Annotated in this window: 15 protein-coding genes; 8 read left to right on the top strand and 7 right to left on the bottom strand. The window is 73.2% G+C overall.

Annotated elements, in window-relative coordinates; genetic code table 11:
- Window positions 1–4: 4 nt before the first annotated feature.
- Both ACJ9NR_RS17515 and ACJ9NR_RS17510 read right to left on the bottom strand, forming a co-directional pair.
- The gene (locus ACJ9NR_RS17515) at window positions 5–1747 is read right to left on the bottom strand and encodes a peptidase M16 family protein (RefSeq protein WP_412488502.1); all 1743 of its coding nucleotides are present in this window, start codon (window positions 1745–1747) and stop codon (window positions 5–7) included.
- A 58-nt stretch (window positions 1748–1805) separates the two neighbouring features.
- On the bottom strand, window positions 1806–2753 hold the full coding sequence (locus ACJ9NR_RS17510) for a hypothetical protein (protein ID WP_412488501.1): 948 nt from the start codon (window positions 2751–2753) through the stop codon (window positions 1806–1808).
- Between the two features lie 207 nt (window positions 2754–2960).
- Between ACJ9NR_RS17510 and ACJ9NR_RS17505 the strand changes: the two genes are divergently transcribed.
- The 4 genes from ACJ9NR_RS17505 (at window position 2961) to ACJ9NR_RS17490 (ending at window position 11128) form a co-directional block, all read left to right on the top strand.
- Window positions 2961–3404 (top strand): hypothetical protein, encoded by a 444-nt coding sequence (locus ACJ9NR_RS17505; protein ID WP_412488500.1) that lies wholly within the window; start codon window positions 2961–2963, stop codon window positions 3402–3404.
- A gap of 244 nt (window positions 3405–3648) precedes the next feature.
- Window positions 3649–6882, top strand: coding sequence for an N-acetylmuramoyl-L-alanine amidase (locus ACJ9NR_RS17500; RefSeq protein ID WP_412488499.1), 3234 nt, complete (start codon window positions 3649–3651; stop codon window positions 6880–6882).
- A gap of 203 nt (window positions 6883–7085) precedes the next feature.
- The gene (locus ACJ9NR_RS17495) at window positions 7086–9569 is read left to right on the top strand and encodes a transglycosylase domain-containing protein (RefSeq protein ID WP_412488498.1); all 2484 of its coding nucleotides are present in this window, start codon (window positions 7086–7088) and stop codon (window positions 9567–9569) included.
- A gap of 155 nt (window positions 9570–9724) precedes the next feature.
- On the top strand, window positions 9725–11128 hold the full coding sequence (locus ACJ9NR_RS17490; RefSeq protein WP_412488497.1) for a PAS domain-containing protein: 1404 nt from the start codon (window positions 9725–9727) through the stop codon (window positions 11126–11128).
- A gap of 40 nt (window positions 11129–11168) precedes the next feature.
- On the opposite strand, the gene ACJ9NR_RS17485 is transcribed toward ACJ9NR_RS17490, so the two are convergent.
- Window positions 11169–11930 (bottom strand): SIS domain-containing protein, encoded by a 762-nt coding sequence (locus ACJ9NR_RS17485; RefSeq protein WP_412488496.1) that lies wholly within the window; start codon window positions 11928–11930, stop codon window positions 11169–11171.
- Between the two features lie 227 nt (window positions 11931–12157).
- Between ACJ9NR_RS17485 and ACJ9NR_RS17480 the strand changes: the two genes are divergently transcribed.
- Together ACJ9NR_RS17480 and ACJ9NR_RS17475 are read left to right on the top strand one after the other, a co-directional pair.
- Window positions 12158–12850: an iron-dependent transcriptional repressor DtxR gene (locus tag ACJ9NR_RS17480; RefSeq protein WP_412488495.1), complete on the top strand. Its 693-nt coding sequence runs from the start codon at window positions 12158–12160 to the stop codon at window positions 12848–12850.
- 578 nt (window positions 12851–13428) lie between these two features.
- A complete protein-coding gene (locus tag ACJ9NR_RS17475; protein ID WP_412488494.1) occupies window positions 13429–14304 on the top strand; it encodes an alpha/beta fold hydrolase in 876 nt (291 codons plus the stop codon).
- A gap of 236 nt (window positions 14305–14540) precedes the next feature.
- On the opposite strand, the gene ACJ9NR_RS17470 is transcribed toward ACJ9NR_RS17475, so the two are convergent.
- Genes ACJ9NR_RS17470 through ACJ9NR_RS17460 form a run of 3 tightly spaced genes read right to left on the bottom strand, consistent with a single transcriptional unit; the run spans window position 14541 to window position 17619 of the window.
- The gene (locus tag ACJ9NR_RS17470) at window positions 14541–16142 is read right to left on the bottom strand and encodes a transporter (protein ID WP_412488493.1); all 1602 of its coding nucleotides are present in this window, start codon (window positions 16140–16142) and stop codon (window positions 14541–14543) included.
- Window positions 16139–16930, bottom strand: a complete 792-nt coding sequence (locus ACJ9NR_RS17465) for an ABC transporter ATP-binding protein (protein ID WP_412488492.1) — start codon at window positions 16928–16930, stop codon at window positions 16139–16141. Before ACJ9NR_RS17465 ends, ACJ9NR_RS17470 begins: the two co-directional genes overlap by 4 nt.
- 35 nt (window positions 16931–16965) lie before the next feature.
- Window positions 16966–17619 carry a bifunctional DNA primase/polymerase gene (locus ACJ9NR_RS17460; RefSeq protein ID WP_412488491.1) on the bottom strand — a complete coding sequence of 218 codons (654 nt, stop codon included), beginning with the start codon at window positions 17617–17619 and terminating at the stop codon, window positions 16966–16968.
- Between the two features lie 265 nt (window positions 17620–17884).
- Between ACJ9NR_RS17460 and ACJ9NR_RS17455 the strand changes: the two genes are divergently transcribed.
- Both ACJ9NR_RS17455 and ACJ9NR_RS17450 read left to right on the top strand, forming a co-directional pair.
- Window positions 17885–19270, top strand: coding sequence for an NsdA family TPR-like regulatory protein (locus ACJ9NR_RS17455; protein ID WP_412488490.1), 1386 nt, complete (start codon window positions 17885–17887; stop codon window positions 19268–19270).
- Window positions 19271–19437: 167 nt separating this feature from the next.
- A complete protein-coding gene (locus ACJ9NR_RS17450) occupies window positions 19438–21075 on the top strand; it encodes a hypothetical protein (RefSeq protein ID WP_412488489.1) in 1638 nt (545 codons plus the stop codon).
- Window positions 21076–21115: 40 nt separating this feature from the next.
- On the opposite strand, the gene ACJ9NR_RS17445 is transcribed toward ACJ9NR_RS17450, so the two are convergent.
- Window positions 21116–22423 carry an ABC transporter substrate-binding protein gene (locus ACJ9NR_RS17445; protein ID WP_412488488.1) on the bottom strand — a complete coding sequence of 436 codons (1308 nt, stop codon included), beginning with the start codon at window positions 22421–22423 and terminating at the stop codon, window positions 21116–21118.
- Window positions 22424–22499 lie beyond the last annotated feature (76 nt).

The following is a 22499-nucleotide window of genomic DNA, read 5'->3' as shown; positions in this document are numbered from 1 at the left end:
GGTCTCAGGAGCGGCGCGTACGGCGCAGGACGCGTATGGCGGGCCAGGCGAGCAGCGCGGTGATCCCCCACAGGAAGCCCGCGAGGGCGATCCACTCCCCGGTGCCGGTCTCCGGGTCGTCACCGCCGAAGACGGTGACGGCGAGGGCCAGGAAGGCGAAGCAGGCGCCGAGGAGGCCGGACACGACCAGCGTCGCCGTCTGCCGGCCGGTGCGCCGGGCGGCGGCCGGGGCGGGCCGCCCGGGGGACTCGCCGCCCGCGCGCGCGGCGGCCGCCCGCGGCCCGGACGGCTGCTGCCGGGGCGGCAGCCGGACCACGGCGGCCGGCGGTACGGCGACGTCCACGGCCGCCATCGTGTGCGCGTCGACGCCGTACGGGCCGGGCTCCACGTCGACGGTGATGCCGTCGGTGCCGATGAGCCGGCGGCCGCCGTCGGGCCAGCTCAGCACGGCGGCGCAGGAGCGGTAGAGCACGGTCGCCGCCTCCTGCGTCCCGTCCTTCGCCGCCGCCGTCAGGCTGACGCCCTCGTCCCCGATCACCAGGTCCGGAGCGGCACCGCCCACCGAGGCGAACCGCCGTCCGGTGACCGCGTACGGGGAGCTGGTCGGGGCCGCGCGGTAACCGGCCCAGTCCGCGCTGTGCCCCGCGGGCACCTGCAGCAGCGCCGTCCGCGCCGCCTCCCCGGCCACCGCGTGCAGCTGGCCGGCCGTCACCGCCCACAGCTCCGAGCGCAGTTCGTCCGGGGTGCGCGGCGGCCGCCCGGCGAGCAGGTCCTCCGCCGCCCCGGGCAGCCGCCGCAGGGCGGCGTCGGGCCCGGTCAGCCGCCCGTCGGCCCGGGTCCGCACCGTCTCCAGGTCGGACTGCGCGATCCGGCCCGCCTGGAGGGCGGCGAGGACGTCGACGAAGCCGCCGAGCACCGCGTCCTGCTTGGCGGGCAGGGCGTCCGCGAAGGCGGTCACCAGGGCGAAGCCGTCGCGGCGCGAGGTGTGGTCGGTGGCCGCGGTGTAGGAGTAGCCGCCCTCCTGCCGCAGGGCACGGGAGAGTTCGCGTTCCAGGACGCCCGCGTACAGACGAGAGGCGGCGGTGTCGGTGACGACGCAGTCCAGCAGGACCCCGCCCCGGCCGGCGGAGAAGTAGGCGGGGGCGGCCGGAAGCGCGGAGGTGACGGCGGGCATCGGGCGGCGCTCACCGGCGGGCAGCTTGAGCGACAGCCCGGCCGGCAGGCGTTCGCCGGCCACCCACAGCACGGCGTTGCCCCGGGTGAAGCGGGTGTGCGCCCAGTGCCGTACGTCGTCCGGGCGCAGACCGGGTACGCCCCACTCCGGGTAGCTGACCAGGCCGTAGCCCTGGGCCCCGTAACGCCACAGCGGGAGCTGGGGGTCCTCGCGCCGGGACTCCTCGGTGCGCAGGATCTCCTTCTCGGTCTCCAGGCGGTCCATGGGCAGGTCGGTGAGGGAGGCGCAGACGCCCTGGAGGTAGGCGGCCACCTCGTGTTCGGCGCCCTCGACGTGGAAGTGGGTGAAGGCGGCCTTGGTCGCGCCGTTGAAGTGGTAGTCGGGCAGGCCCTGGCGGTGCAGGGCGAGGTGCTCGACGAGATGCGTGACACCGGCGCGGGCGAGCGTCTCGTCGGCGACGCCGACGCGGAAGACGAGGCCCGCGCGCATCGGCCCGGTGGCGTACGCGAAGAGGGCGGGTATGCCGTCGACCTCGGTGAGGTGGACGGTGGCCTGGTGGGCCTGGGGGTTCATCTTCGGCCTCTGTTCGGTCTCTTCGGTCGCTGCGCCGGGGTGGTCGCCCGCCGGCCGGTCATCCTCGGGCCAGGGCGGCGTCCCGGTGGCGTACGTAGGCCTCGGCGGGCTTGCCGAGGCAGTCCCAGGGGTATGCCGAGGCGAGGTTGCCGAGCACGCGGAAGCAGGCGGCGGCCCGTGCCGTGTCGCCCATCAGGGAGAAGACCGCGGCGAAGCAGCCCTGGGCGGTGACCCAGCCGTAGCCGCGGTGGAAGCGGGGGTGGAGGGCGGACCGGTCCGCGGCCTCGACGAGTTCGGCGCGCACATGGTCCTGACGCAGGTACTCCTCGCGCGCCTGCCCCTTGAGGTCGAGCCGGCGCTCGAGGTGCGCCTCGGCCACCAGAGCGCCGTTCATGGCGCCCTCGGGGGCGGCCAGCATGCACTCCCGGGCGAAGCCGTGGGCCGCCTCCCAGCTCCCGCCCCACTTGGGGCACAGCTGCTGCAGCAGCCGCCCCTGCGCGGTGAAGTGGTGCGGGTGGTGCTTGGCCAGGCGGTCGTAGCGGCGCCGCGCCTCGTTCTGCCCGAGCTGCAGTCCCATGGCGGTGGTGATCCGCTCGGCCCAGGCCGCGTCGTGGGACGGGTCGAGCGCGGTGGCCCGGATCAGCAGCTGCTCGGCCTGCCGCAGGTGCGCGTGCAGCCCGGCGAACTGCTCACGGCTGACGTTCTCGGCACGCGCCGAGGTTCGGATCTCCCAGCCGACGCGCACCTCGCGGGCGCCGAGGACGGTGAGGGCGAGCACGTCGTCGGGGGCGGCGGCGACGGCGGGCCGCAGCCACTGTTCGATCCCGTCCACCTCGGCCAGCACGCGGACCGCGAAGCTGCGGTCCGTCCCGTACGGCAGCCCGTCGACGTACTGCCGGATCGCCGCCCAGTCCGACACGGCGGCGGCCTTCCGCAGCCAGGCGGCCTCGGGAAAGGCGGAGGCCGGCTCGAAGTCGGGAGGCGGCAGGGACGGAGGGTGCGACATGCGGCGGATCATAAGCGAGCGCGGTGACAGCGGATCCGCCGGGCGGAAGCGGCCCGGGGTTGGCCTAAACAGGTGTGCGACTTGACCGGTTCCCCACCGTTCGGACATCTCCCGTTCACCTGGCCTCCTTATTTTGCGCGTCTTCTGCCCGCCGGTGACCGCGGGCCGCTCTCTTCCGCCCGCCCTCTTCACTCCCCTGGAGCCCTCATGGCCCTCAACTCCCGCCGCGCCCGCCAACTGCTGGAAACGGCGGCCCCGTTGCTGCTCCAGGGCGAGCGGGTGGAGTTCACCTCCCTCGCGGGCGTCGGCTCCGTCTCCGTGCGCAGGCAGGCCCTCACCGCGGCCGTGGTCGGCGTGCTCAGCGCGGGCACGGTCATGGCCACGGTCACGCCCCGCGCGCTGTACATCGTCATGACCGACCAGCGCCTGCTCTTCTTCGACGGCAACCGGGGCGGCAGACCGGGCCGGCTGATGCTGAACCTGCCCCGGCCGTACGTCTCGGCGGGCGGCTCGAAGAAGGCGTTCCTGGGGCTGCAGTACGCCACGCGGCTGTCGGTGGCGGGCCAGGAACAGGGCCTGAAGGTGACGTTCCCCGTGCAGCACCGGGCGGACGGGCCGCGGTTCGTGGCGGCGCTGCCGGTCACACGCTGAGTGAAACCGGGTGCCGCTCGCCATTGGTGTGATGTTTACTGGCCCGTCAGCGCTGTACAGCCCGGGGGGCTGTGTTCGCGGCTCCGTCACGAGGGGAGCGGGAGCGAGACCGTGTGGGCGCGCTGCGGTACCGTGCGCACCGCCCCGGCAGCTCCTTCTCGCCGGCCTGCCCTCCCCCGCTGATACATGGGTGTTGTCGTACATCGATATTCATATCGCTCAATGACCTGATTGAGGTAGTTTCTTGCTTTCCAAACATCGCAGACCCCGGCTGCGGCTGTGGCTCGGCGTGGCGAGCGGGCTCGCCACCGGAGGGCTCGTGGCAGGCGTGATCGCAACGACGGCCCTGGGAGCGGGCGGGAACAAGGCCGCCGACACGTCGAGCGGGCGCCCCTCGCACTCCCTGCAGGCCGAGTTCAAGTCGGCCGCCGCCGAGTTCCACGTGCCGGCGAGTGTGCTGATGGCCGTCTCCTACCAGATGACGCTCTGGGAGTCGCACGACGGCCGGCCCTCGGTCACCGGCAACTACAACGTCATGGGCCTGACCTCGGTCAGCGCGGCCGACCTGAAGCCGCACGGGAAGAGCGCGCCGGAGACCCACGGGTACGGCGACGACCCCAGGGCGCTGCGCCACCACGCCGCGAGGTCCGCCGCCGCCACGCCGGGCGGCACCGCCACGCCGAGCGCGACCGTGTCGCAGCGGATCACGCCCGCGATGCGCACCCTCGACAAGGCCGCCTCGATGGTCAAGAGCTCCCAGGCGTCGCTGCGCACCTCCACGCGGCAGAACATACGCGGCGCCGCCGCACTGCTCGCCTCCTACGAGCGCGCGTCGGCCGGCTCGCTGCCGTCCGACCCCGGGCAGTGGTACCCGGCGGTGACCCGTTACAGCCAGTCCACCCGCTCCCAGGTCGCCGAGCAGTTCGCCGACCGCGTGTTCGCGACCATGCGCGTCGGCGCCCACCGGGTCACCACGGACAACCAGGAAGTGACGCTCTCCGCCGACCCGTCCGTGCCGGAGCACCGGTCGAGCGCGGTGAGCCCGGACCTGAAGCCCGCGATCCGCCAGGCCTCCTTCACCACCGGCACCACCGCCACCCCGGCGACGGAGTGCCCCTCCACGCTGGCCTGCACGTTCACCCCCGCCGCCTACGCGCAGAACAGCAGCAGCGACCCGAGCGACTACGGCAACTACGACCTCGCGAACCGTCCGGCGGACGGCGACGCCGTCAACACCATCGTCATCCACGACACCGAGAGCACCGCGTCCTCCGCGATCAACTCGTTCCAGCAGTCGTCGACCTACGCCAGCGCCCACTACGTGGTCGGCGCCGACGGCTCGGTCACGCAGATGGTGCCGACCAAGGACATCGCCTGGCACGCCGGCAACAAGTACGTCAACGACCACTCGGTCGGCATCGAGCACGAGGGCTACGCGCTGGACTACGGCACCTGGTACACCGAGCAGGAGTACCAGTCCTCCGTGGCCCTGGTCGGCTACCTCGCCAAGAAGTTCGACATCCCGCTCGACCGCGAGCACATCATCGGCCACGACGGGATCCCCGGCCCGCTCAGCGCCTACTACGAGGGCATGCACTGGGACCCGGGCCCGTGGTGGAACTGGAGCCACTACATGAGGCTCCTGGGTGCCTTCCCCAACGGCAACGGCATGCCCGTGGTCGGCGGTGAGGTCACCATCACCCCGCCGTGGAGCAGCAGCTACGAGCCGACCCTGACCGGATGCGGTTCGTCCACCACCACCTGCCCGGCCAACCCGGCCAACTTCGTGTACCTGCGCACCAGTCCGTCCGCCACGGCCGCGCTGCTCACCGACCCGAAGTTCGCCGCGGACGGCAAGCCCACCGGCACCACGCAGGGCTGGGACTGGACGGACAAGGCCCCCTTCGGCCAGACCTTCGTGGTCGCCGCGGTGCAGGGCGACTGGACGGCCATCTGGTACGACGGCCAGAAGGCGTGGTTCTACAACCCCGGCGGCGCCTACACCATGGCCAACACCGGCACCGCGCAGCACCTGATCACCCCGGCCGGATCGTCGGCCGTCCCGGTGTACGGGCGCGCCTACCCGGAGACCTCCGCCTACCCCGCCGAGCTGAGCGACCTCGCCTCCCAGCCGAACCAGCAGGTCACCCCGCTGGACCACGCGACCATCCAGCCGGGGCAGTCCTACACCGCGCTGTCGGCGGTGAACGGCGACTTCTACTACGCGATGGACATCAACTGCTCGGGCACCCCGGACTGCGTGCTCGTCTCGGGGAACACCAGCTACTACCCGATCCGCTACAACCACCGTCTCGCGTACGTGAAGGCGAGCGACGTCACGGTGACCGACCCGGTCGTGCCGCCGACCGGCACGCTCAAGCCCGTCACCCCGACGCGGATCATGGACACCCGTAACGGCACCGGTGTCGCCAAGGCCAAGGTCGGCGCCAACGGCACGGTCACGCTCCAGGTCACCGGCAGGGCCGGGGTGCCCAGCAGCGGCGTCACCGGCGTCATCATGAACGTGACGGCGACCAACGCGACGGACACCAGCTACGTCACCGTCTATCCCAACGGAACCGCCCGCACGAGCGCGTCCAACCTCAACTTCCCGGCGGGCAAGACCTTCCCGAACCTGGTGACGGTGCCCGTCACCAACGGCAAGGTCAACTTCTTCAACCGCGCCGGGAGCGTGGACCTGATCGCCGACATCACCGGCTACTACACCAGTGACGGAAGCGGTTCCAAGCTCACCAGCGTCACCCCGACGCGGCTGATGGACACCCGCAACGGCACCGGCGTACCGAAGGCGAAGGTCGGCCCCGGCGGCACGGTCAGCCTCCAGGTCGCCGGCAAGGCCGGGCTGCCCACCAGCGGCGTCACCGCGGTCGTGATGAACGTGACGGCGACGCGGGGGACGAAGGCCAGTTACGTCACCGCCTATCCCGACGGGACCACCCGGACGAGCGCCTCGAGCCTCAACTTCTGGGCGAACGAGACGTTCCCGAACCTCGTGGTCGTCCCCGTCGTCAACGGCAAGGTCGACTTCTACAACAACGCCGGGAGCGTGGACCTGATCGCCGACATCAGCGGCTACTTCAGCGCCACCGGCTCCGTCGAGCACAACGCGGGACCGGTCCGGGTCATGGACACCCGCGACGGCACCGGCGTGCGCAAGGGCACCCTGGGGACCGACACCACGGTCACCCTGACCGTCGGCGGCCACAACGGCGTCCCGGTCGACGCCACGGCGGTCGTCCTGAACGTCACCGCGGTCCGCCCGACGACCACCAGCTACGTCACCGTCTACCCCAACGGGATGTCCAGGCCGAATCCCGCCTCCAACCTCAACTTCACGGAGGGCAAGACCATCCCCAACCTCGTCGTCGTCCCCGTCAACAACGGAAAGATCAACTTCTACAACCACGCCGGGAACGTCGACCTGATCGCCGACCTGGCCGGCTACTTCACCGGCTGAGCCCACCGGGGACGCCGCCGCCCCTCGGGCGGCGGCGTCCCACTCCGGGGGGCGGATGCGGTCGCGATCCGGCCACCACTTAGTCTTACAACTTGTAGTTCGTCTGGAGCATCAGTTCGTCCCGGGCCGGGCCCCCCGCAGCACGCGGGGCGGACCGGCCTCGCGGCAGCAGGCGACCTGTGGACGGCCGAGGAGTGGCGAGTATGAGTGAACACCGGCGCCGACCGTCGGGGAGGCCCGGGCCACCCGGCCCGGACGGCATACCGCGCGGCGGCCGGGCCGAGACGCGCCGGGCCGCCCGGACGGGCGGCGGGCGACGCCGCCGCGCCGCGCAGGCACCCCGCGCGCAGGCGGCACCCCCCGGCCGGCGCCGCCTCATCGACTACCCGCGCGCGGGCAAGCGGGGCCTCCGGCGCTGGCTGCCCTCGTGGAAGCAGGTGCTCGGCACCTTCCTGGTGTTCTCCGGCGGCCTGCTGGGCCTGTTCTCGTACGCCTACGCCACGACGACGATCCCGAGCGCGAACCCCAGCACCCAGCAGCAGAGCAACACCTACTACTGGTCCGACGGCTCGGTGATGGCCACGCAGGGGTCGACCAACCGGCAGAACGTCGACCTCGCCCAGGTCCCCAAGCAGGTGCAGTGGGACTTCCTCGCCGCGGAGAACGCCACCTTCTACACCGACCCCGGCATCGACACCCGGGGCATGCTGCGCGCGGTCTACCACATGGCCACGGGCGGCGAGGTGCAGTCCGGGTCCACCATCACCCAGCAGTTCGTCAAGAACACCTATCTCAGCCAGAACCAGTCGATCACCCGGAAGCTCAGGGAGATCATGATCTCGCTGAAGATCGGCGACCAGATGTCCAAGCAGCAGATCCTGCAGGGCTATCTCAACAGCTGCTACTACGGCCGGGACGCCTACGGCATCGAGGCCGCGGCCCGGGTCTACTACCACGAGCACGCCTCGCAGTTGACCGTCAGCCAGGGCGCCTTCATCGCCGCCACGGTGAACGAGCCGAGCCTGCTGATGCACGCCGACACCGACCCGCAGGCCAGGGCGCGGGCCAAGGCGCGCTGGACGTACGTCCTGCAGCGCATGGCCAAGATCCACAAGATCACCGACGCCCAGGAACAGCAGTACCTGGCCGCCGGCTTCCCCACGCCCAAGCCCGTCACGGCCTCGGCGGGGATGTCCGGGCAGACCGGTTACCTGGTCGACGCCGCGAAGAAGTACGCCGAGGCCCACTCCTCCCTCACCGACCAGCAGCTCGGCCGCGGCGGCTACCAGATCTACACCACCTTCGACAAGAAGAAGGTGAAGGCCCTGTCGGCGTCCGTCGCCGCCATGGAGAAGAAGCACCTCGACCCCAAGCACCGCAAGGCCGACAAGGACGTCCAGGTCGGTGCGGCGTCCATCGACCCGTCGAGCGGCGCGGTCGTGGCCCTGTACGGCGGAGCCGGCTGGGACAAGGGCCACTGGACCGACAACGCCGACGCCAAGGGCGTGCCGGTCGGCTCCACCTTCAAGCCCGTCGACCTGGCCGCCGCCCTCGACCACGGCGCCGTCCTCTCCCCGGGCCAGGCGCCGTCGCCGATCACCCCCGACAGCAAGTTCAACGGCGACGACGGCATCACCATCAAGAACCAGCAGGGCCGGGAGGTGCCCGACCCGAACGACCCGACGGGCCTGCTGCACCAGCGCAACGACGTCACCACCAAGTGGGGCTACATCACCCTGCGCAAGGCCATGGAACAGTCCGTCAACACCCCGTACGTCCAGCTCGGCGAGTACGTCGGCTACGACAACGTGGAGAACGAGGCCCTCAAGGCGGGCCTGCTGCGCAAGAGCCTGCAGTACGACACCCCGGGCTTCTACATCGGCACCTCCACCCCCTCGGCGATCCGCATGGCCGACGCGTACGCCACCTTCGACGACGCCGGCGTCCAGCACGAGCCGTACTCGGTGACCAAGGTCATCGCGGCGGGCCGGCAGCTGCCCGGCTTCGGCGCGCCCAAGGGCACGAGGGCCATGCCCGCCTCGACCGCCGACACCGTCACCGACGTCCTGCGGGACGTGGTCAAGTCCGGAACGGGCACCAACGCCCAGGCCCTGGGCCGCCCGGCGGCCGGCAAGACCGGCACCACCGACGACTACAAGTCCGCCTGGTTCATCGGATACACCCCCCAGCTGGTCACATCCGTCAGCATGTTCAAGGAGGACCCGAAGAACGCCGGTCTGCAGTCGATGCAGGGCGTCGGCGGCTACTCCAAGGTGTTCGGCGCCGACATGCCGACCGAGGTGTGGACCGGCTACATGACCGGCGCCCTCCGGGGACAGCCGGTCCAGCAGTTCCCGTCCGCGCCGGACCTGGGCAAGGGCACCGACGAGTTCGGCGCGCCCTCACCCACCCCCTCCGCCACCCAGAGCACCCCGCCGCCCAGCCCGACCGCGCCGAGCCCCTCCGCCGGCGGCTGTCACGGCCGGGGCAAGCACTGCCCCGGCCCGAGCCCGACCGGCACCTACGGCACCACCTCGGGCGGCACCACCACCGGCGGTACCACCACCGGCGGCGGCTCGACCGGCGGCGCGGGCGACGGCGGCCTGCTCGGCGGCACCACCGGCGGCGGCACCTCGTCCAGTCCGACGACCACCGCCAGTCCCACCGGCCCCGGCCGGCACCCGTGAGGGGCGGGGCCGGAGCACGGGAGTGGCGGGCGTTGCAACGATTCCTTCAATCTTGGGGAACTCGGTGTGTGCTGTGTCACGTTCAGGTGTTGGATGATTGCAAGTGAGCGAACCGACGCGCAGTAGGTGCGGACGCGGCTTGGCAGGGGGTCCAGGTGAGTGCTTCCCGGCGTAGTGGGACCACCGATGAGCTGGGGCCGGACGAGCCCGAGCCGGCGGGCCCGGCGGGCCCCGACGGCTCGGACCTGCTGGCCGCGCTGCTCGACGGGATGGACGCGGCGCTGTGCGCCTTCGACGCCGGCGGTGTCGTGACCCACTGGAACCGCGAGGCCGAGCGGATCCTGGGCTGGAGCGCGGCCGAGGCGGTCGGCCGGCACGGCTTCGCCGGGTGGGCCGTACGGGAGGCGGACGCCGAGGAGGTCGAGGGGCGGCTGATGTCCGCCATGCGGGCCCCCGGGCGGCAGGTGCACGAGTTCGCGCTGCTGACGAAGGACGGCGGACGGGTGCTGGTGCGCACGCAGTCCGCGGCGGTGCGCGGTCCCGACGGCAAGCCCGCCGGCGTCTACTGCGCCTTCAGCGAGGTGCACGCGCAGATCGACCTGGAGCGGTCGATCGCGCTGAGCGAGGCGCTGTTCGAGGAGGCGAGCTGGGGTGTCGTGCTGGTCGACGCCGACCTGCGGCCCGCCGTGGTGAACGCGCACGCGGCGCGCGCGCTCGGCACCGGGCGCACGTCCGCGCTGGGCCGCCCGCTGGGCGAGCTGCTCGCCCAGGGCGTGGAGGAGCTGGAGAGCGCGCTCACCCATGTGCTCGCGGAGGGCGCGCCGCCCGCGCCGGCCGACATCTGGGTGAGCGTGCGCACGGCGGACGGCGAGCAGCGGCGCTGCTGGCGCTGCGGTTTCGTGCGGCTGGCCTCCCCGCTCGCGGAGGAGCCGGTGCCGCTGGGCGTCGCCTGGCTCTTCGTGGACGTGACCGCGGGCAAGCAGGGCGAGCAGGAGGCCGCGCAGCTGCGCTTCCGGGCGAACCAGCTGCACCGGGCGGCGCGGGCCGCCGCGGAGAGCGAGGATCCGCGGGAGGCGGCGACCGTCCATCTGGACTTCGCGCTCGCCGGATTCGCCGACCACGCGCTGATCGACCGGGTGGCGGGCGGCGCGGTGGCCGACGGGGAGACGGATTCCGTACGGCTGGTCCGGGTCGCGGCCACGCCCTCCGGGGCGCCGGGGCCGAGCCTGCTCACCGGGCAGGCGGGCCTGCCGGTGCGGTACGCGCAGGGGCATCCGGCCCTGCAGTGCGTGGAGCGGACGGGATCCGTGCGGGCCACCGTGGGCGCGGTCCCGGCCGGGCAGGCACGGGAGTGGGCGGTGGCGCGGCAGTGGCCCGAGGACACCGTGCACGCGCTGTGCGCGGTGCTGCGCGGCCGCGGGCGGACGCTCGGCGTCGTGACGTTCCTGCGGGCACGCGGGCGGAGCCCGTTCGAGCGGCCCGACACGGTGTACGCGGAGGACGTGGCCGTCCGGATCGCGGCGGCGCTGGATCTGGCGGAGGTCCTGGGGCGGGACTAGGTCCAGGCCCTCCGGCCCGCCGTCGCGCGGCCCGGTGGGGCTAGCGCTGCTGCTGGTAGAAGATCCGGTCGCCGTAGTCCCTCATCACCCGGGCGTTCCACTCGTGGCCGCCGTCCACGTTGCCCGAGCGCAGGAGCGGCGGCTCGATGCCGCGGGCGGCGAGGGCGCCGGCGGCCGTGGCCATGACCGACTGCAGGATCGCGCTCGTGACGACGGTGGAGGCCGGGGCGAAGGGGACCGGGACGGTGTCCAGGGTGAGCGTCGCGTCCCCGACGGCGATCTTGGAGTCCAGGACGATGTCGCAGTGGTCGCGCAGACGGGTGCCCGAGGCGTGCCGGGAGCGGGTCTCGGTCGCGTACGCCACCGAGGTCACGCCGATGACCCGCACGTCCAGCTCGCGTGCCTTCATGGCCATCTCCACGGGCAGGGCGTTGCGGCCGGAGAGGGAGATGATCACCAGGGCGTCCCCGGCGCGCAGCGGGGAGCAGTCGAGGACCGCGCTCGCCAGGCCGTCCACGCGCTCCAGGGCGGAGCCGAGCGTGGCCGGCACGACGTCGACGCCGACGACGCCCGGCACGGTGAGCAGGTTCATCAGGGCCAGCCCGCCCGCGCGGTAGACGACGTCCTGCGCGGCGAGCGAGGAGTGCCCGGCGCCGAAGGCGAAGAGCCGTCCGCCCTCGGCGACGGTGTCGGCGAGCAGCGTGCCGGCCGCCGTGATGGACTCCGCCTCCTCGTCCCGGACCCGTCGCAGGAGGTCGATCGCGGCGTCGAGGAACTGGTCGGCCGGTTTGCCGTCGCTCATGCGGGCCCTTCCGGTACGGCGTCGGGTGTCTGTGCCGCGGATCACCGTGCGGTCTGGACCAGTGCCGTGTCAATACGGCGGCGGGGGCCCCGTGGCGCGGGCAGCGGGGGGTCCCCGTTTCCACGGCGCGGCACGGTTGTCGGCGGCATGCGTCAGAATTGACTCCTGGGCCAGCGCACGCGCCGGGAAGCTGTCGTGCTTCCGGCAGATCTCACCAAGGGGCACGTATGTCCGGACTGATCGACACCACGGAGATGTATCTCCGCACCATCCTCGAGCTGGAGGAGGAAGGCGTGGTGCCCATGCGGGCCCGGATCGCCGAGCGGCTGGACCAGAGCGGACCGACCGTCAGCCAGACGGTGGCGCGGATGGAGCGTGACGGCCTGGTGTCCGTCGCCACCGACCGTCACCTGGAGCTCACGGACGAGGGCCGCCGCCTCGCCACCCGCGTGATGCGCAAGCACCGCCTCGCCGAGTGTCTGCTCGTCGACGTGATCGGCCTGGAGTGGGAGCAGGTGCACGCGGAGGCGTGCCGCTGGGAGCACGTGATGAGCGAGGCCGTGGAGCGGCGCGTGCTGGAGCTGCTGCGCCACCCGACCGAGTCGCCGTACGGCAACCCGATCCCCGGCCTGGAGGAGCTGGGCGAGAAGGACGGCGCCAACCCGTTCCTGGACGCGGGCATGGTCTCGCTCGCGGACCTCGACCCGGGCGCCGACGGCAAGACGGTCGTGGTGCGCCGTATCGGCGAGCCGATCCAGACGGACGCGCAGCTGATGTACACGCTGCGGCGTGCGGGCGTGCAGCCCGGCTCGGTGGTCAGCGTGACGGAGTCGGCGGGCGGCGTGCTGGTGGGCAGCGGCGGTGAGGCGGCCGAGCTGGAGGCGGACGTCGCCTCGCACGTGTTCGTCGCCAAGCGCTGACCCCGCACGAGCGCAGGGCCGACGACCCGCTCCGGCCCGCTCCGGCTGGTTCCGCACCGGGCCCCGGAGGACTCGTGGATCTGCAACTTCCGTTTCTCCAGGGGCATTTGAGGCGTCTTCCGGGCGTCCCGGCAGGCGCTTCGAGGCGCCGGAGCGGTGGCCGAAATCGCCAGCGCTCGGACGTTTCCCGTGCAAGGCTGTCGCGTGAGGCATATGACCGAAGGGGGCGGGCGGATGCGCCGCAGACGTGAGGAGGGCCCCGGCGCCGAACGGCGCCGGGGCCTGTCCTCCCCTGTGCTGACCCGGAGCCCCGAGCTCCCAGGGTCATCCCCACGGACCGTTTTCCCCGAGCGGTCCGCTCCCCGCAGAAGATCTCCCCTCGGCGACGGCGATCATGCCTGGGGCGAGGTCACTCGTACGAGGGGTGTTGCTCGCAGATACAGCATTTTCGAATAGGTTTTCGATAGCCTGCGGTGGGCGGTCACGCGGGACGTGTGCCGGGGAGCGGCGGCGCACGGGACCGGTCTTCGCAGGTGACGGCAGGACGCGGTTCACGGAGCCAGGGGGGTACCAGAACCATGGCGCGACGCATCGACGTGACCGGGGCGGGTGGCGTACGCCTCGCGGCCTGGGAGTTCGGCGACCCGCCCAAGACCGACCCGGCGGACGGCGCGACGGGCGCCGACACCCCGGGCGTGCTGTTATTGCACGGCCTGATGGGCCGCGCCTCGCACTGGGCGTCCACCGCCCGCTGGCTCTCCGAGCGGCACCGCGCGGTCGCACTCGACCAGCGCGGCCACGGCCAGAGCGAGAAGCCGCCGCGGGCCGCCTTCACGCGGGAGGCCTACGTCCAGGACGCCGAGGCCGCCCTGGAACAGCTCGGCCTCGCCCCGGCCGTCGTCATCGGGCACGCCATGGGCGCGCTGACCGCCTGGCAGCTCGCCGCGGCCCGTCCCGACCTCGTGCGGAGCGTGATCATCTGCGACATGCGGGCGTCGGCGCTGGGCGCGGCCTCGCAGCGGGAGTGGTCGGAGTGGTTCGAGGCGTGGCCGGTGCCGTTCGCCACGCTGGCCGACGTACGGAAGTGGTTCGGTGAGGACGATCCGTGGGTGGAGCGGCCCAACGCGGCGCGCGGCGAGTTCTACGCCGAGGTGATGCACGAGTCCGCCGACGGCTGGCGGCCGGTCTTCGCGCCCGATCAGATGCTGAAGTCGCGTGAGACGTGGGTGTACGACGCGCACTGGGAGGAGCTGGCCCAGGTGCGGTGTCCCGCGCTGGTCGTGCGCGGGCTGGACGGGGAGCTGGGGCGGGCCGAGGCGCAGGAGATGGTGCGGGTGCTGCCGCGGGGGGAGTACGCGGAGGTCGCCGACGCCGGGCATCTTGTGCACTACGACCAGCCGGAGGGGTGGCGGGCCGCGATTGAGCCGTTTCTCGACGCGGTGCGGCATCTTTAGGGCCGGGGCGCCGTGCGGGGTGGGGGCGCCCGGTGTCTCGGCGGCTGCGGGTGCGGCGTGGCTGCTCGCGCGGTTCCCCGCGCCCCCAGGACGGTGCAGCCCCCGGCGCGCCCGGAGGCGCCGGGTGCACGCGCGCCCGGAAGCGCTGCCGTTCCCGCACACCCCGAGCAGGGCCCCGAAGCGCTGCCGTTCCCGCACCCCCCGAGCAGGGCCCCGAAGCAGGGTGCGGCCGCCCCTCAGCCCTTGCTCACCGCCGTCAGGATCTCCGGCAGGCGGGCCGCCGTGCGGGGAGCCGCCAGGCGGATGCCCGACCAGGTGATGGCGGCGCCGTAGACGGTGCCCAGGGGGAGGAGCAGCCAGCCCCAGTGGTCGCCGTTGTGGGCGACGTTGACCCAGATCGCCCCGACGATGACGGGGGAGCACAGGAGGGCGGCGGAGACCATGCCGCCGAAGATGGAGATCCAGGCCAGACCGGTCTGGCCGGGGGCGACGTTCTTGTAGCCCTCCTGCGGGATGGAGTACGGGAAGCGGGCGGAGGTCCAGGCGCCGGTCGCGAGCATCGCGCCGAGGAGGGCGAAGGACAGGCCGAGCACCTCGGGCAGGCGCGCCCAGTCGCCGAGCATCGCGGTGGTCAGGACGGTGACGAGGGTGGCGTACGGCAGGGTGATCACCAGCAGGGCCAGGGCCCGCCCGCGCAGTTCGACGTAGGCGTCGCGCGGGGAGGAGATGGTCGTGGCGACCATCCAGAACGCCGACGTGTCCTGGCCGAACTGGTTGTACATCTGGATGCCGAGCATTCCCGCCGCGAAGCACGCGAAGTAGATGGAGCCGGTGCCCTGCAGCGCGTTGAACACCGGCACGATGACGCCGATCGCGAGCGAGGTCACCCAGGCGGCCTTGGTCTTGGGATCCCGCCAGACGTAGCGCAGGCTGCGCTCCATGACCGTGCCCGTGCGGCCGGCCGGCAGCAGCCGGGCGAGCCCGCCGGCCGAGCGCTCGCGGGCCGGGGGCCGGTCGACGGCGGCCTGGAGGGTGGAGCCGTCGGGGGAGGTCATCAGCTTGGTCAGGTGCCGCGACCACACGGCGATCAGGGCGAGGAGCGCGGCGGCGCTCAGGGCCAGCTGCGCCACCGCGGCGCCGTAGGAACCCGCGCTCACGGAGTCCACCGCGCCGACCGCCGACGCGGGCGGCACCCACTTCAGCACCTCGGCGGCCGGGTCGAGCTGCGAGAGGCCGGACGAACCCAGGTGCTGGGCGCCGAAGTTGACCAGCTGCGCCCCGATCGCGATGACCAGCCCGCTCAGCACCGCCAGATCGCGGCCCTTGCGGCTGGTCAGCAGCCGGATGTTGGCGGCGGCGACGGCGCGCGCCAGGGCCACGCACACCAGCAGCGCGAGGACGACGGCCACCACGCCGACGGCGTACGCCGCACCGCCGTGCGCCACCGCGACCACCGAACCAGTCAGCAGGAGCAGCGTGAACAGCGGCCCGATGCCCACCAGCGAGGCCGCGAGCAGCGCCCGCACCAGCGGCCGGGGCCGCAGCGGCAGCATCACCAGCCGGGTCGGGTCGAGGGTCTCGTCGCCGCTCGGGAAGAACAGCGGCATCACCGCCCAGCCCAGCGCCAGCACGGCCACCAGTAGCGCCGTCACGGCCAGGGCGTGCGCGTTGCCGCGCAGCACGAGCAGCCCGAGCAGTTGCAGCGCGCCGAAGAGGACCACGACGACGGCCGACACGATGTAGGCGGCCCGCCGCCCGCCGGACTGCTTCAGGCCGTTGCGCAGCAGCGACAGTTTCAGCCGTACGACGACGGGGGTGATGTCCGCTTCGTTCGTCATCGCGCCCCGCCGCCCAGCCAGTCGAGGTCGGAGCCGGTGTCGCGGCCGCCCGCGCCCACGAGTTCCAGGAACGCCTGCTGCAGCGAGGGAGCCTGACCGCGGACCTCGGCGAGGGTGCCCTGGGCGCGGATGCGGCCGGCGGCCATGACGGCCACCCAGTCGCACAGGGACTCCACCAGCTCCATGACGTGGGAGGAGAAGACGACGGTGGCGCCCGAGGCGGTGTACCGCTCGAGCACCCCGCGGATGATCTGGGCGGAGACGGGGTCGACGCCCTCGAACGGCTCGTCCAGGAAGAGCACTTCGGGATTGTGGAGGAGCGCGGCCGCGAGGCCGATCTTCTTGCGCATGCCCGTCGAGTAGTCGACGACGAGCTTGTGCTGGGCGCCGGCCAGGTCGAGCACGTCCAGCAGCTGGGTGGCCCGCTTGTCGACCTCCGCGCCGGGCAGGCCGCGCAACCGCCCGCTGTAGCCGAGCAGTTCACGCCCGGAGAGCCGCTCGAAGAGCCGGAGCCCCTCCGGCAGCACCCCGATCCTGGCCTTGACCGCCGCGGGGTCCTGCCACACGTCGTGCCCGACCACCTCGACGCTGCCCTGATCGGGCCGCAGCAGCCCCGTCACCATGGAGAGCGTGGTGGTCTTCCCGGCCCCGTTGGGCCCGACCAGCCCGATGAACTTCCCCGCGGGCAGGTCGAGATCGATCCCGGCGACGGCGATCTGCTGCCCGAACCGCTTCCAGAGCCCCCGCACCCGCACCGCGGCGGCACCGACCTCTTTTCCCTCTGTCATGCGGGAAACCCTAGGGGGTCGTGCGCGGGGGAGGGTCAGCGGTCGCGTCCGCAGGCGTAGGCGAGGGGGGAGATCAGTTCCTCGGCGTCCGGCAGCCAGCGGTTGGCGGGGGTCGGGCGGCAGGCCCACTGCACGGCACCGCGCGAGCCGAAACGGGTGGGCGGCGCGGCCACGTAGGCCCCCTCGCCGAGCGCGACGAGGTCGAGCGACGCCGGCGACCAGCCCAGCTTGCGCACCAGCTCCGGCATCTTCACGGCCGCGCCGGGCAGCACGAAGAAGTGCATCCGCCGGTTCGGGGAGAGCGTCACCGGGCCGAGCGTCAGCTCCATGCGCTCCATGCGCGCGAGCGCCAGGAAGCCCGCGCCCTCCGCCACCTCGATCGCGTCGAACGTACGGCCCGTCGGCAGCAGGATCGACGCCGCCGGCTGCTTCTGCCACATCCGGCGCGCGACGGTCGCACTGCCCGTGGCCAGCGTCGCCCAGTCCTCGCGCGCCGGATGCGCGCCGGGCGCGGCGCACGCGGGAGTGCCGCAGGAGCAGTGCTGCACCCCGTCGACGGCCTCCAGCCAGGTACCGGGGAAGACGTCCCAGTGGCGCTCCTCGGCGTAGCGTACGGCGGTCTCCAGCAGCGAGTCCCCGCGCTGCTTCGGAATCTGAGCGGCTTCGGTGCCCGCGATCGTCTCTTCCACGATGAACTCAACTCCCGCACCCACCTCGGGTTACGGCCGTATCGCGCGCGGGGGAGGAGCATCGATTCCACGGCTGGGGCGCATGGATGCATGTGTGGGGGCGCGCGGGAGGAACGCCGGCCTGATCCGGGTAGCCACATCCGGGGTTGGCATGAGGCTTCACCCCGGCAATCCGCGCAAGCCTCGCATTTTACGTACGTCACCGGGGCATTGATCTTCACGGCCGGAACTTTTCGCTTCAGGGGTTGTTCCCAGGGGGTACGCCATGGCCGCAAGGCCTCTCGTCGCACGGCAGCCGAACGAACGGCTGCAGGCGCTCATCCAGGAGGCGGGGTGCTCGAACGCCGGGCTCGCCCGCCGGGTCAACATGTGCGGTGCCGAGCACGGCCTCGACCTGCGTTACGACAAGACGTCCGTGGCCCGCTGGCTGCGCGGTCAGCAGCCACGCGGACGCGCCCCGGCGATCATCGCGGAGGCGCTGGGCCGCAAGCTGGGCCGTACGGTCACGATCGACGAGATCGGCATGGCCAACGGCAAGAACCTCGCCTCGGGCGTCGGCCTGCAGTTCTCGCCGACGGTGCTGGGAGCCATCGAGCAGGTCTGCGAGCTGTGGCGCAGCGACGTGGGGCGCCGGGACTTCCTGTCCGGCTCGTCCGTCGCCGCCTCCGCGCTCGTCGAGCCGAGCCGTGACTGGCTGATCTCCGCGCCCGACGCGCAGGTGTCGCGCTCGGCGGGCCCCCGGGTCGGGCAGTCCGACGTGGCCGCCGTGCGCGCGATGACGCAGGCGCTGACGGACCTCGACCACCAGTACGGCAGCGGGCACGTGCGCCCGGTCGTCGTGCACTACCTCAACAGCGTCGTCTCGGGGCTGCTGGCGGGGTCGTACCGGGAGGCGGTCGGGCGCGACCTGTTCGCCGCGGTGGCCCGGCTGACCGAGCTCGCGGGCTACATGGCCGTGGACACCGGCCAGCCCGGGCTCGCCCAGCGCTACTACATCCAGGCGCTGCGCCTGGCGCAGGCCGCGGGCGACCGCGCCTACGGCGGGTACGTCCTCGCCGCCTCCATGAGCCACCTCGCCGCGCAGCTCGGGAACCCGCGCGAGATCGCCCAGTTGGCGCGGGCGGCGCAGGAGGGGGCGCGGGGGCGCGTGACCCCGCGCGCGGAGGCGATGTTCCATGCGGCCGAGGCGCGCGGGCACGCGCTGATGGGCGACGCGCGGGCGACCGGCGCGGCGTCGGGGCGCGCGGTCACGGCGCTCGAGGCCGCCGACTCCGCCTCCGGGGACGACCCGGCGTGGATCGCGCACTTCGACGAGGCCTACCTGGCCGACGAGTTGGCGCACTGCCACCGGGACCTCGGACAGGCCGACGCCGCGGCCCGGCAGGCGCAGGACGCGCTGGACCGGCTCCCCGAGACGAAGGCGCGCAGGCGGGCCATCGGCTATGTCCTGCTGGCCACGGCGCTGGTGCAGCAGCGCGAGATCGAGCAGGCGTGCACCACCGGGCTGAAGGCCGTGGACCTCCTCGGGACCCTCCGCTCCAACCGGGGCGCCGAGTACCTCGAGGACTTTCAGCAGCGGCTGGAGCCGTACCAGGAGGAGCCGGTGGTACGGGAGTTCGGGGCGCGCATCGATCTGCAGGCGGCGGCCTGAGCGCCGTGCGGGGCGCGAAACATGGACAAAAGCAGCGCTTTGTCGACCGGTTTTGTTACTGCTGTCACAGGGAAGGAGGTTGTGCCCAGAGCTGCGTGGCACCCGGCTCGGGAGACCCGGTAGCGTGAGCCGACGATTCCGAAGGTCCCCCATTCGTAGGAGTCCCGGTGACGCAGAGTGGACAGGGCGAGGAGCCCTCGCAGCGCGAAGCGCGCGAAGGCATCGTGCTGCCCTCGGACGGGAGCGAACCGCTGCTGCCGGGCATGATGGGCGCGCAGATCCCGGCCGGTCCCTACCAGGGCCGGTCCGACGGCTCCCACCACGGCACCGGCGCGTACGGCGGCCCGCAGGCCGCGGCGCCCACCGGCGGCCAGGCCTGGGGCACGCCCTGGGGGCCCGGCGAGCAGCAGGGCACCACCCCGGCGCCGGGCGACGGCTGGGAGGAGCCGCAGACCCAGCAGTGGACCGCGCCCGAGCAGCACCAGCCGCAGGCGGACCGGTTCGGCGCGCCGGCGTCGGCACCGATGCCGCCGGGGACCTCGTCCTACGACGCCCCCGGCGCGGCCCCGCCGCCCCGCCGGGGCCGCCACTCCGCGCCGACGCCCCCGGCCGAGGTCTACGCCGCCCAGGACCACGGCGCGGTGAGCGCACCGCTGCCTCCGGCCGCCCCGGGCCCCTACGGCCCCGGCGCGTACGGCGGCCCCCTGCCGCCCGCCGTCGACGAGGGCGCCACGCAGTTCATCCCGCCGATGGCCGCGCCGGCCGACGAAGGGGCCACGCAGTACATACCGCCCGTCGCCCCCGGAGCGCTGCCGCCCGAGGCGGCGGCCCCGGCGGCGACGCCGTTCGCCGGGCACGCGGGACAGCCCGGTGCCGGGCCCATGCCGCCCGCCTCGGGGCCCGACGCCGAGGCCACGCAGTTCATCGCACCGGTCACCGACCAGCCCGGCGCGGCGCCGTACGGCCTGCCGCAGGGCGGGGACCGGCAGCCGCCCGCCGAGTTCGACAACCTCTTCCGCGGCGGACCGGGCGGCGAGGGCCCGGCCGCGGCCACCCAGCAGCTGCCGCGTTTCGAGCAGCCCCAGCCGGCCGGGTACGACCGGCCCCAGCCCGCCTACGCCCAGCCCGCCTACGTCCCGCCCGGCGACGAGGGCCGGGGCGGGCGCGGCGGCGGCCGGGGCGGGTCGTCGCGGATACCGCTCATCGCGGCCGTCGGCGTCGGCATCGTGGTCCTCGGGGTCGGCGCCGGCGCGCTGCTGGGCGGCGGTGGAGGCGACGGCAAGGACAAGAACCAGCCGGTCTCCGCCACGGCCCCGGTGACGGACGGCTCCGCCCCGCCCGCCGCGGACCCGGCGAAGCAGCAGGCCGTCGCCCTGGACAAGCTGCTGACCGACAGCGGCGCCAGCCGGGCCTCGGTGATCCGGGCGGTGGCCGACGTCAAGGGGTGCACGAACCTGGGCCAGGCGGCCTCGGACCTGCGCGCCGCGGCGAAGCAGCGCAACCAGCTCGTCACCCGGCTGGCCGGCCTGCCGGTCGACCGGCTCCCGGACCACGCGGCGCTGACCACGGCGCTCACCAAGGCATGGCGGGCCTCGGCCGCCGCCGACAACCACTACGCGGCCTGGGCCGACCAGGTGGGCGGCAAGAAGGGCTGCAAGAAGGGCCACGCCCGTCCGACCGGCCAGACCCAGGCCGGCAACCGTGCGAGCGGCACCGCGAGCCAGCAGAAGGCGCAGGCGTCCGGGCTGTGGAACACCATCGCGAAGAGGTACGGGCTGACCCAGCGCCAGCCGACCCAGCTCTGACCGCAGGGCCGGGCACCCGCCGGGTGGCGCGGCGGAGCACTCAGCTCACGTCCGCGCCCTCCAGCGTCCGCGTCGCGTCCACGAACCCCTTGTCGGCCGCCACGAGCCGGCCCTGGCGCACCACCTGGAGCGTCAGGTCGGCATTGACCAGGCGCGGGAAGCCGATGGCGGCCAGCGGGCTCTCGTCGGCCCAGTGCAGTACCGGCGTCAGCCCGCCCGTGGTGACCCGCAGCCCGTCGTCGAGGGCCTTGCGCACGGTGTCGGAGGTGACGGCGCCGTTGCCCAGCGACTCGACGGCGGCCTTGAACACCGTGTACGCGATCCAGGTCGTCTGCACCCCGGCGTCCGCGGGATCGATGCGGTTGTCGCCGAAGGCCTCCTCCTGGATCACCTTCTTCATGGGGTCCCAGCGCTCGTCGCTGGTCACCGGGTACCAGCCGGTGACGTAGGCCCCCTCGTACGGCCCCGACTGGCCACCGGACTCGTTGATCACCGTCTGGTCGACGCTGTCGAGGGTGGCGGCGGTCTTCACCGCGCGGTAGTCCGCGCGGTTGCGCCGGAAGGAGTCCATGAAGGTGTCGGTGCGGTCCCCGAGCGCGGGGATCACGCACCCCTTCTTCGCCGGGTCGGCCGTGGTGGTCGTCAGGGCCTCGCGCGAGGGCCCCGAGTACTCGGTGGTGTCGTCCGCCGCCCGCTGGTCGGCGGCGGCCGGGTGCCCGCCCGCCTTCAGGCCGGAGTCGAGCATCGCGGGCAGTTCGTCGCCCGCGATGTTGTCGGGCCGTACCAGCGCCACGGGGCCGCAGCCGCCGGCGAGTTCCTTGCCGAGGCCGGCCAGCAGGGCGGGCTGGCCGCCGTTGACGGGGTAGGACAGCGGGCTGGTGAACTCGGCCGAGGTGACGCCGTAGCCGCCTATGTAGGGGATGCCGGCGCTCTCCAGCGTGGGCAGGTAGGAGTCGCCGTACTGGCTGTAGGAGCCGACGACCGCGACGACGTCGTTCTTGACGGCGCGGGTGGCGCACTTCGCGGCGGCCACGCTGTCGTTGTGGTCGTTGCAGGTCAGGACCTTCAGCTCGTGGCCGGCGAGGCCGCCGTGGGCGTTGGTCCAGCGGGCGTAGGCCCGGGCGAAGGCGGGCATGCCGGGCTTGTTGGTCGCGTCGGTCTGCTCCGGGGCCCAGGTCATCACCGTGATCGGGCCGTCCCCGGAGCCCCCCGTGGCACCGGGGATGACCCCGCATCCGGCGACCAGCGACGCACACGCGGCCAGCGCTCCCGCGGAGAGCGCGGTGGCTCTGCGCGTCCGGGTGCGTAGGGGGAGGAAGGTGCTGCGGGTGCGTCGCCGACCGGTCATGCACACACACGCTTCCGCCACATCGCCAACCCGCGGGTGACCCTCGGTTACCGATCGGTGGCTGCGAGGTGAATTA

Origin of the sequence: Streptomyces sediminimaris, assembly GCF_047049295.1 — a bacterium.
GTDB lineage: Bacteria > Actinomycetota > Actinomycetes > Streptomycetales > Streptomycetaceae > Streptomyces > Streptomyces sediminimaris.
Note: the sequence above shows the minus strand (reverse complement) of the source record. Positions and strands in the feature narration are given on the sequence as shown.

Bases quoted from the DNA above. Each gene is read 5' to 3' on its own strand.
- ACJ9NR_RS17515 (WP_412488502.1), bottom strand. From the start codon at position 1,747: ATGAACCCCCAGGCCCACCAGGCCACCGTCCACCTCACCGAGGTCGAC.
- ACJ9NR_RS17510 (WP_412488501.1), bottom strand. From the start codon at position 2,753: ATGTCGCACCCTCCGTCCCTGCCGCCTCCCGACTTCGAGCCGGCCTCC.
- ACJ9NR_RS17505 (WP_412488500.1), top strand. From the start codon at position 2,961: ATGGCCCTCAACTCCCGCCGCGCCCGCCAACTGCTGGAAACGGCGGCC.
- ACJ9NR_RS17495 (WP_412488498.1), top strand. From the start codon at position 7,086: ATGAGTGAACACCGGCGCCGACCGTCGGGGAGGCCCGGGCCACCCGGC.
- ACJ9NR_RS17485 (WP_412488496.1), bottom strand. From the start codon at position 11,930: ATGAGCGACGGCAAACCGGCCGACCAGTTCCTCGACGCCGCGATCGAC.
- ACJ9NR_RS17480 (WP_412488495.1), top strand. From the start codon at position 12,158: ATGTCCGGACTGATCGACACCACGGAGATGTATCTCCGCACCATCCTC.
- ACJ9NR_RS17475 (WP_412488494.1), top strand. From the start codon at position 13,429: ATGGCGCGACGCATCGACGTGACCGGGGCGGGTGGCGTACGCCTCGCG.
- ACJ9NR_RS17470 (WP_412488493.1), bottom strand. From the start codon at position 16,142: ATGACGAACGAAGCGGACATCACCCCCGTCGTCGTACGGCTGAAACTG.
- ACJ9NR_RS17465 (WP_412488492.1), bottom strand. From the start codon at position 16,930: ATGACAGAGGGAAAAGAGGTCGGTGCCGCCGCGGTGCGGGTGCGGGGG.
- ACJ9NR_RS17455 (WP_412488490.1), top strand. From the start codon at position 17,885: ATGGCCGCAAGGCCTCTCGTCGCACGGCAGCCGAACGAACGGCTGCAG.
- ACJ9NR_RS17445 (WP_412488488.1), bottom strand. From the start codon at position 22,423: ATGACCGGTCGGCGACGCACCCGCAGCACCTTCCTCCCCCTACGCACC.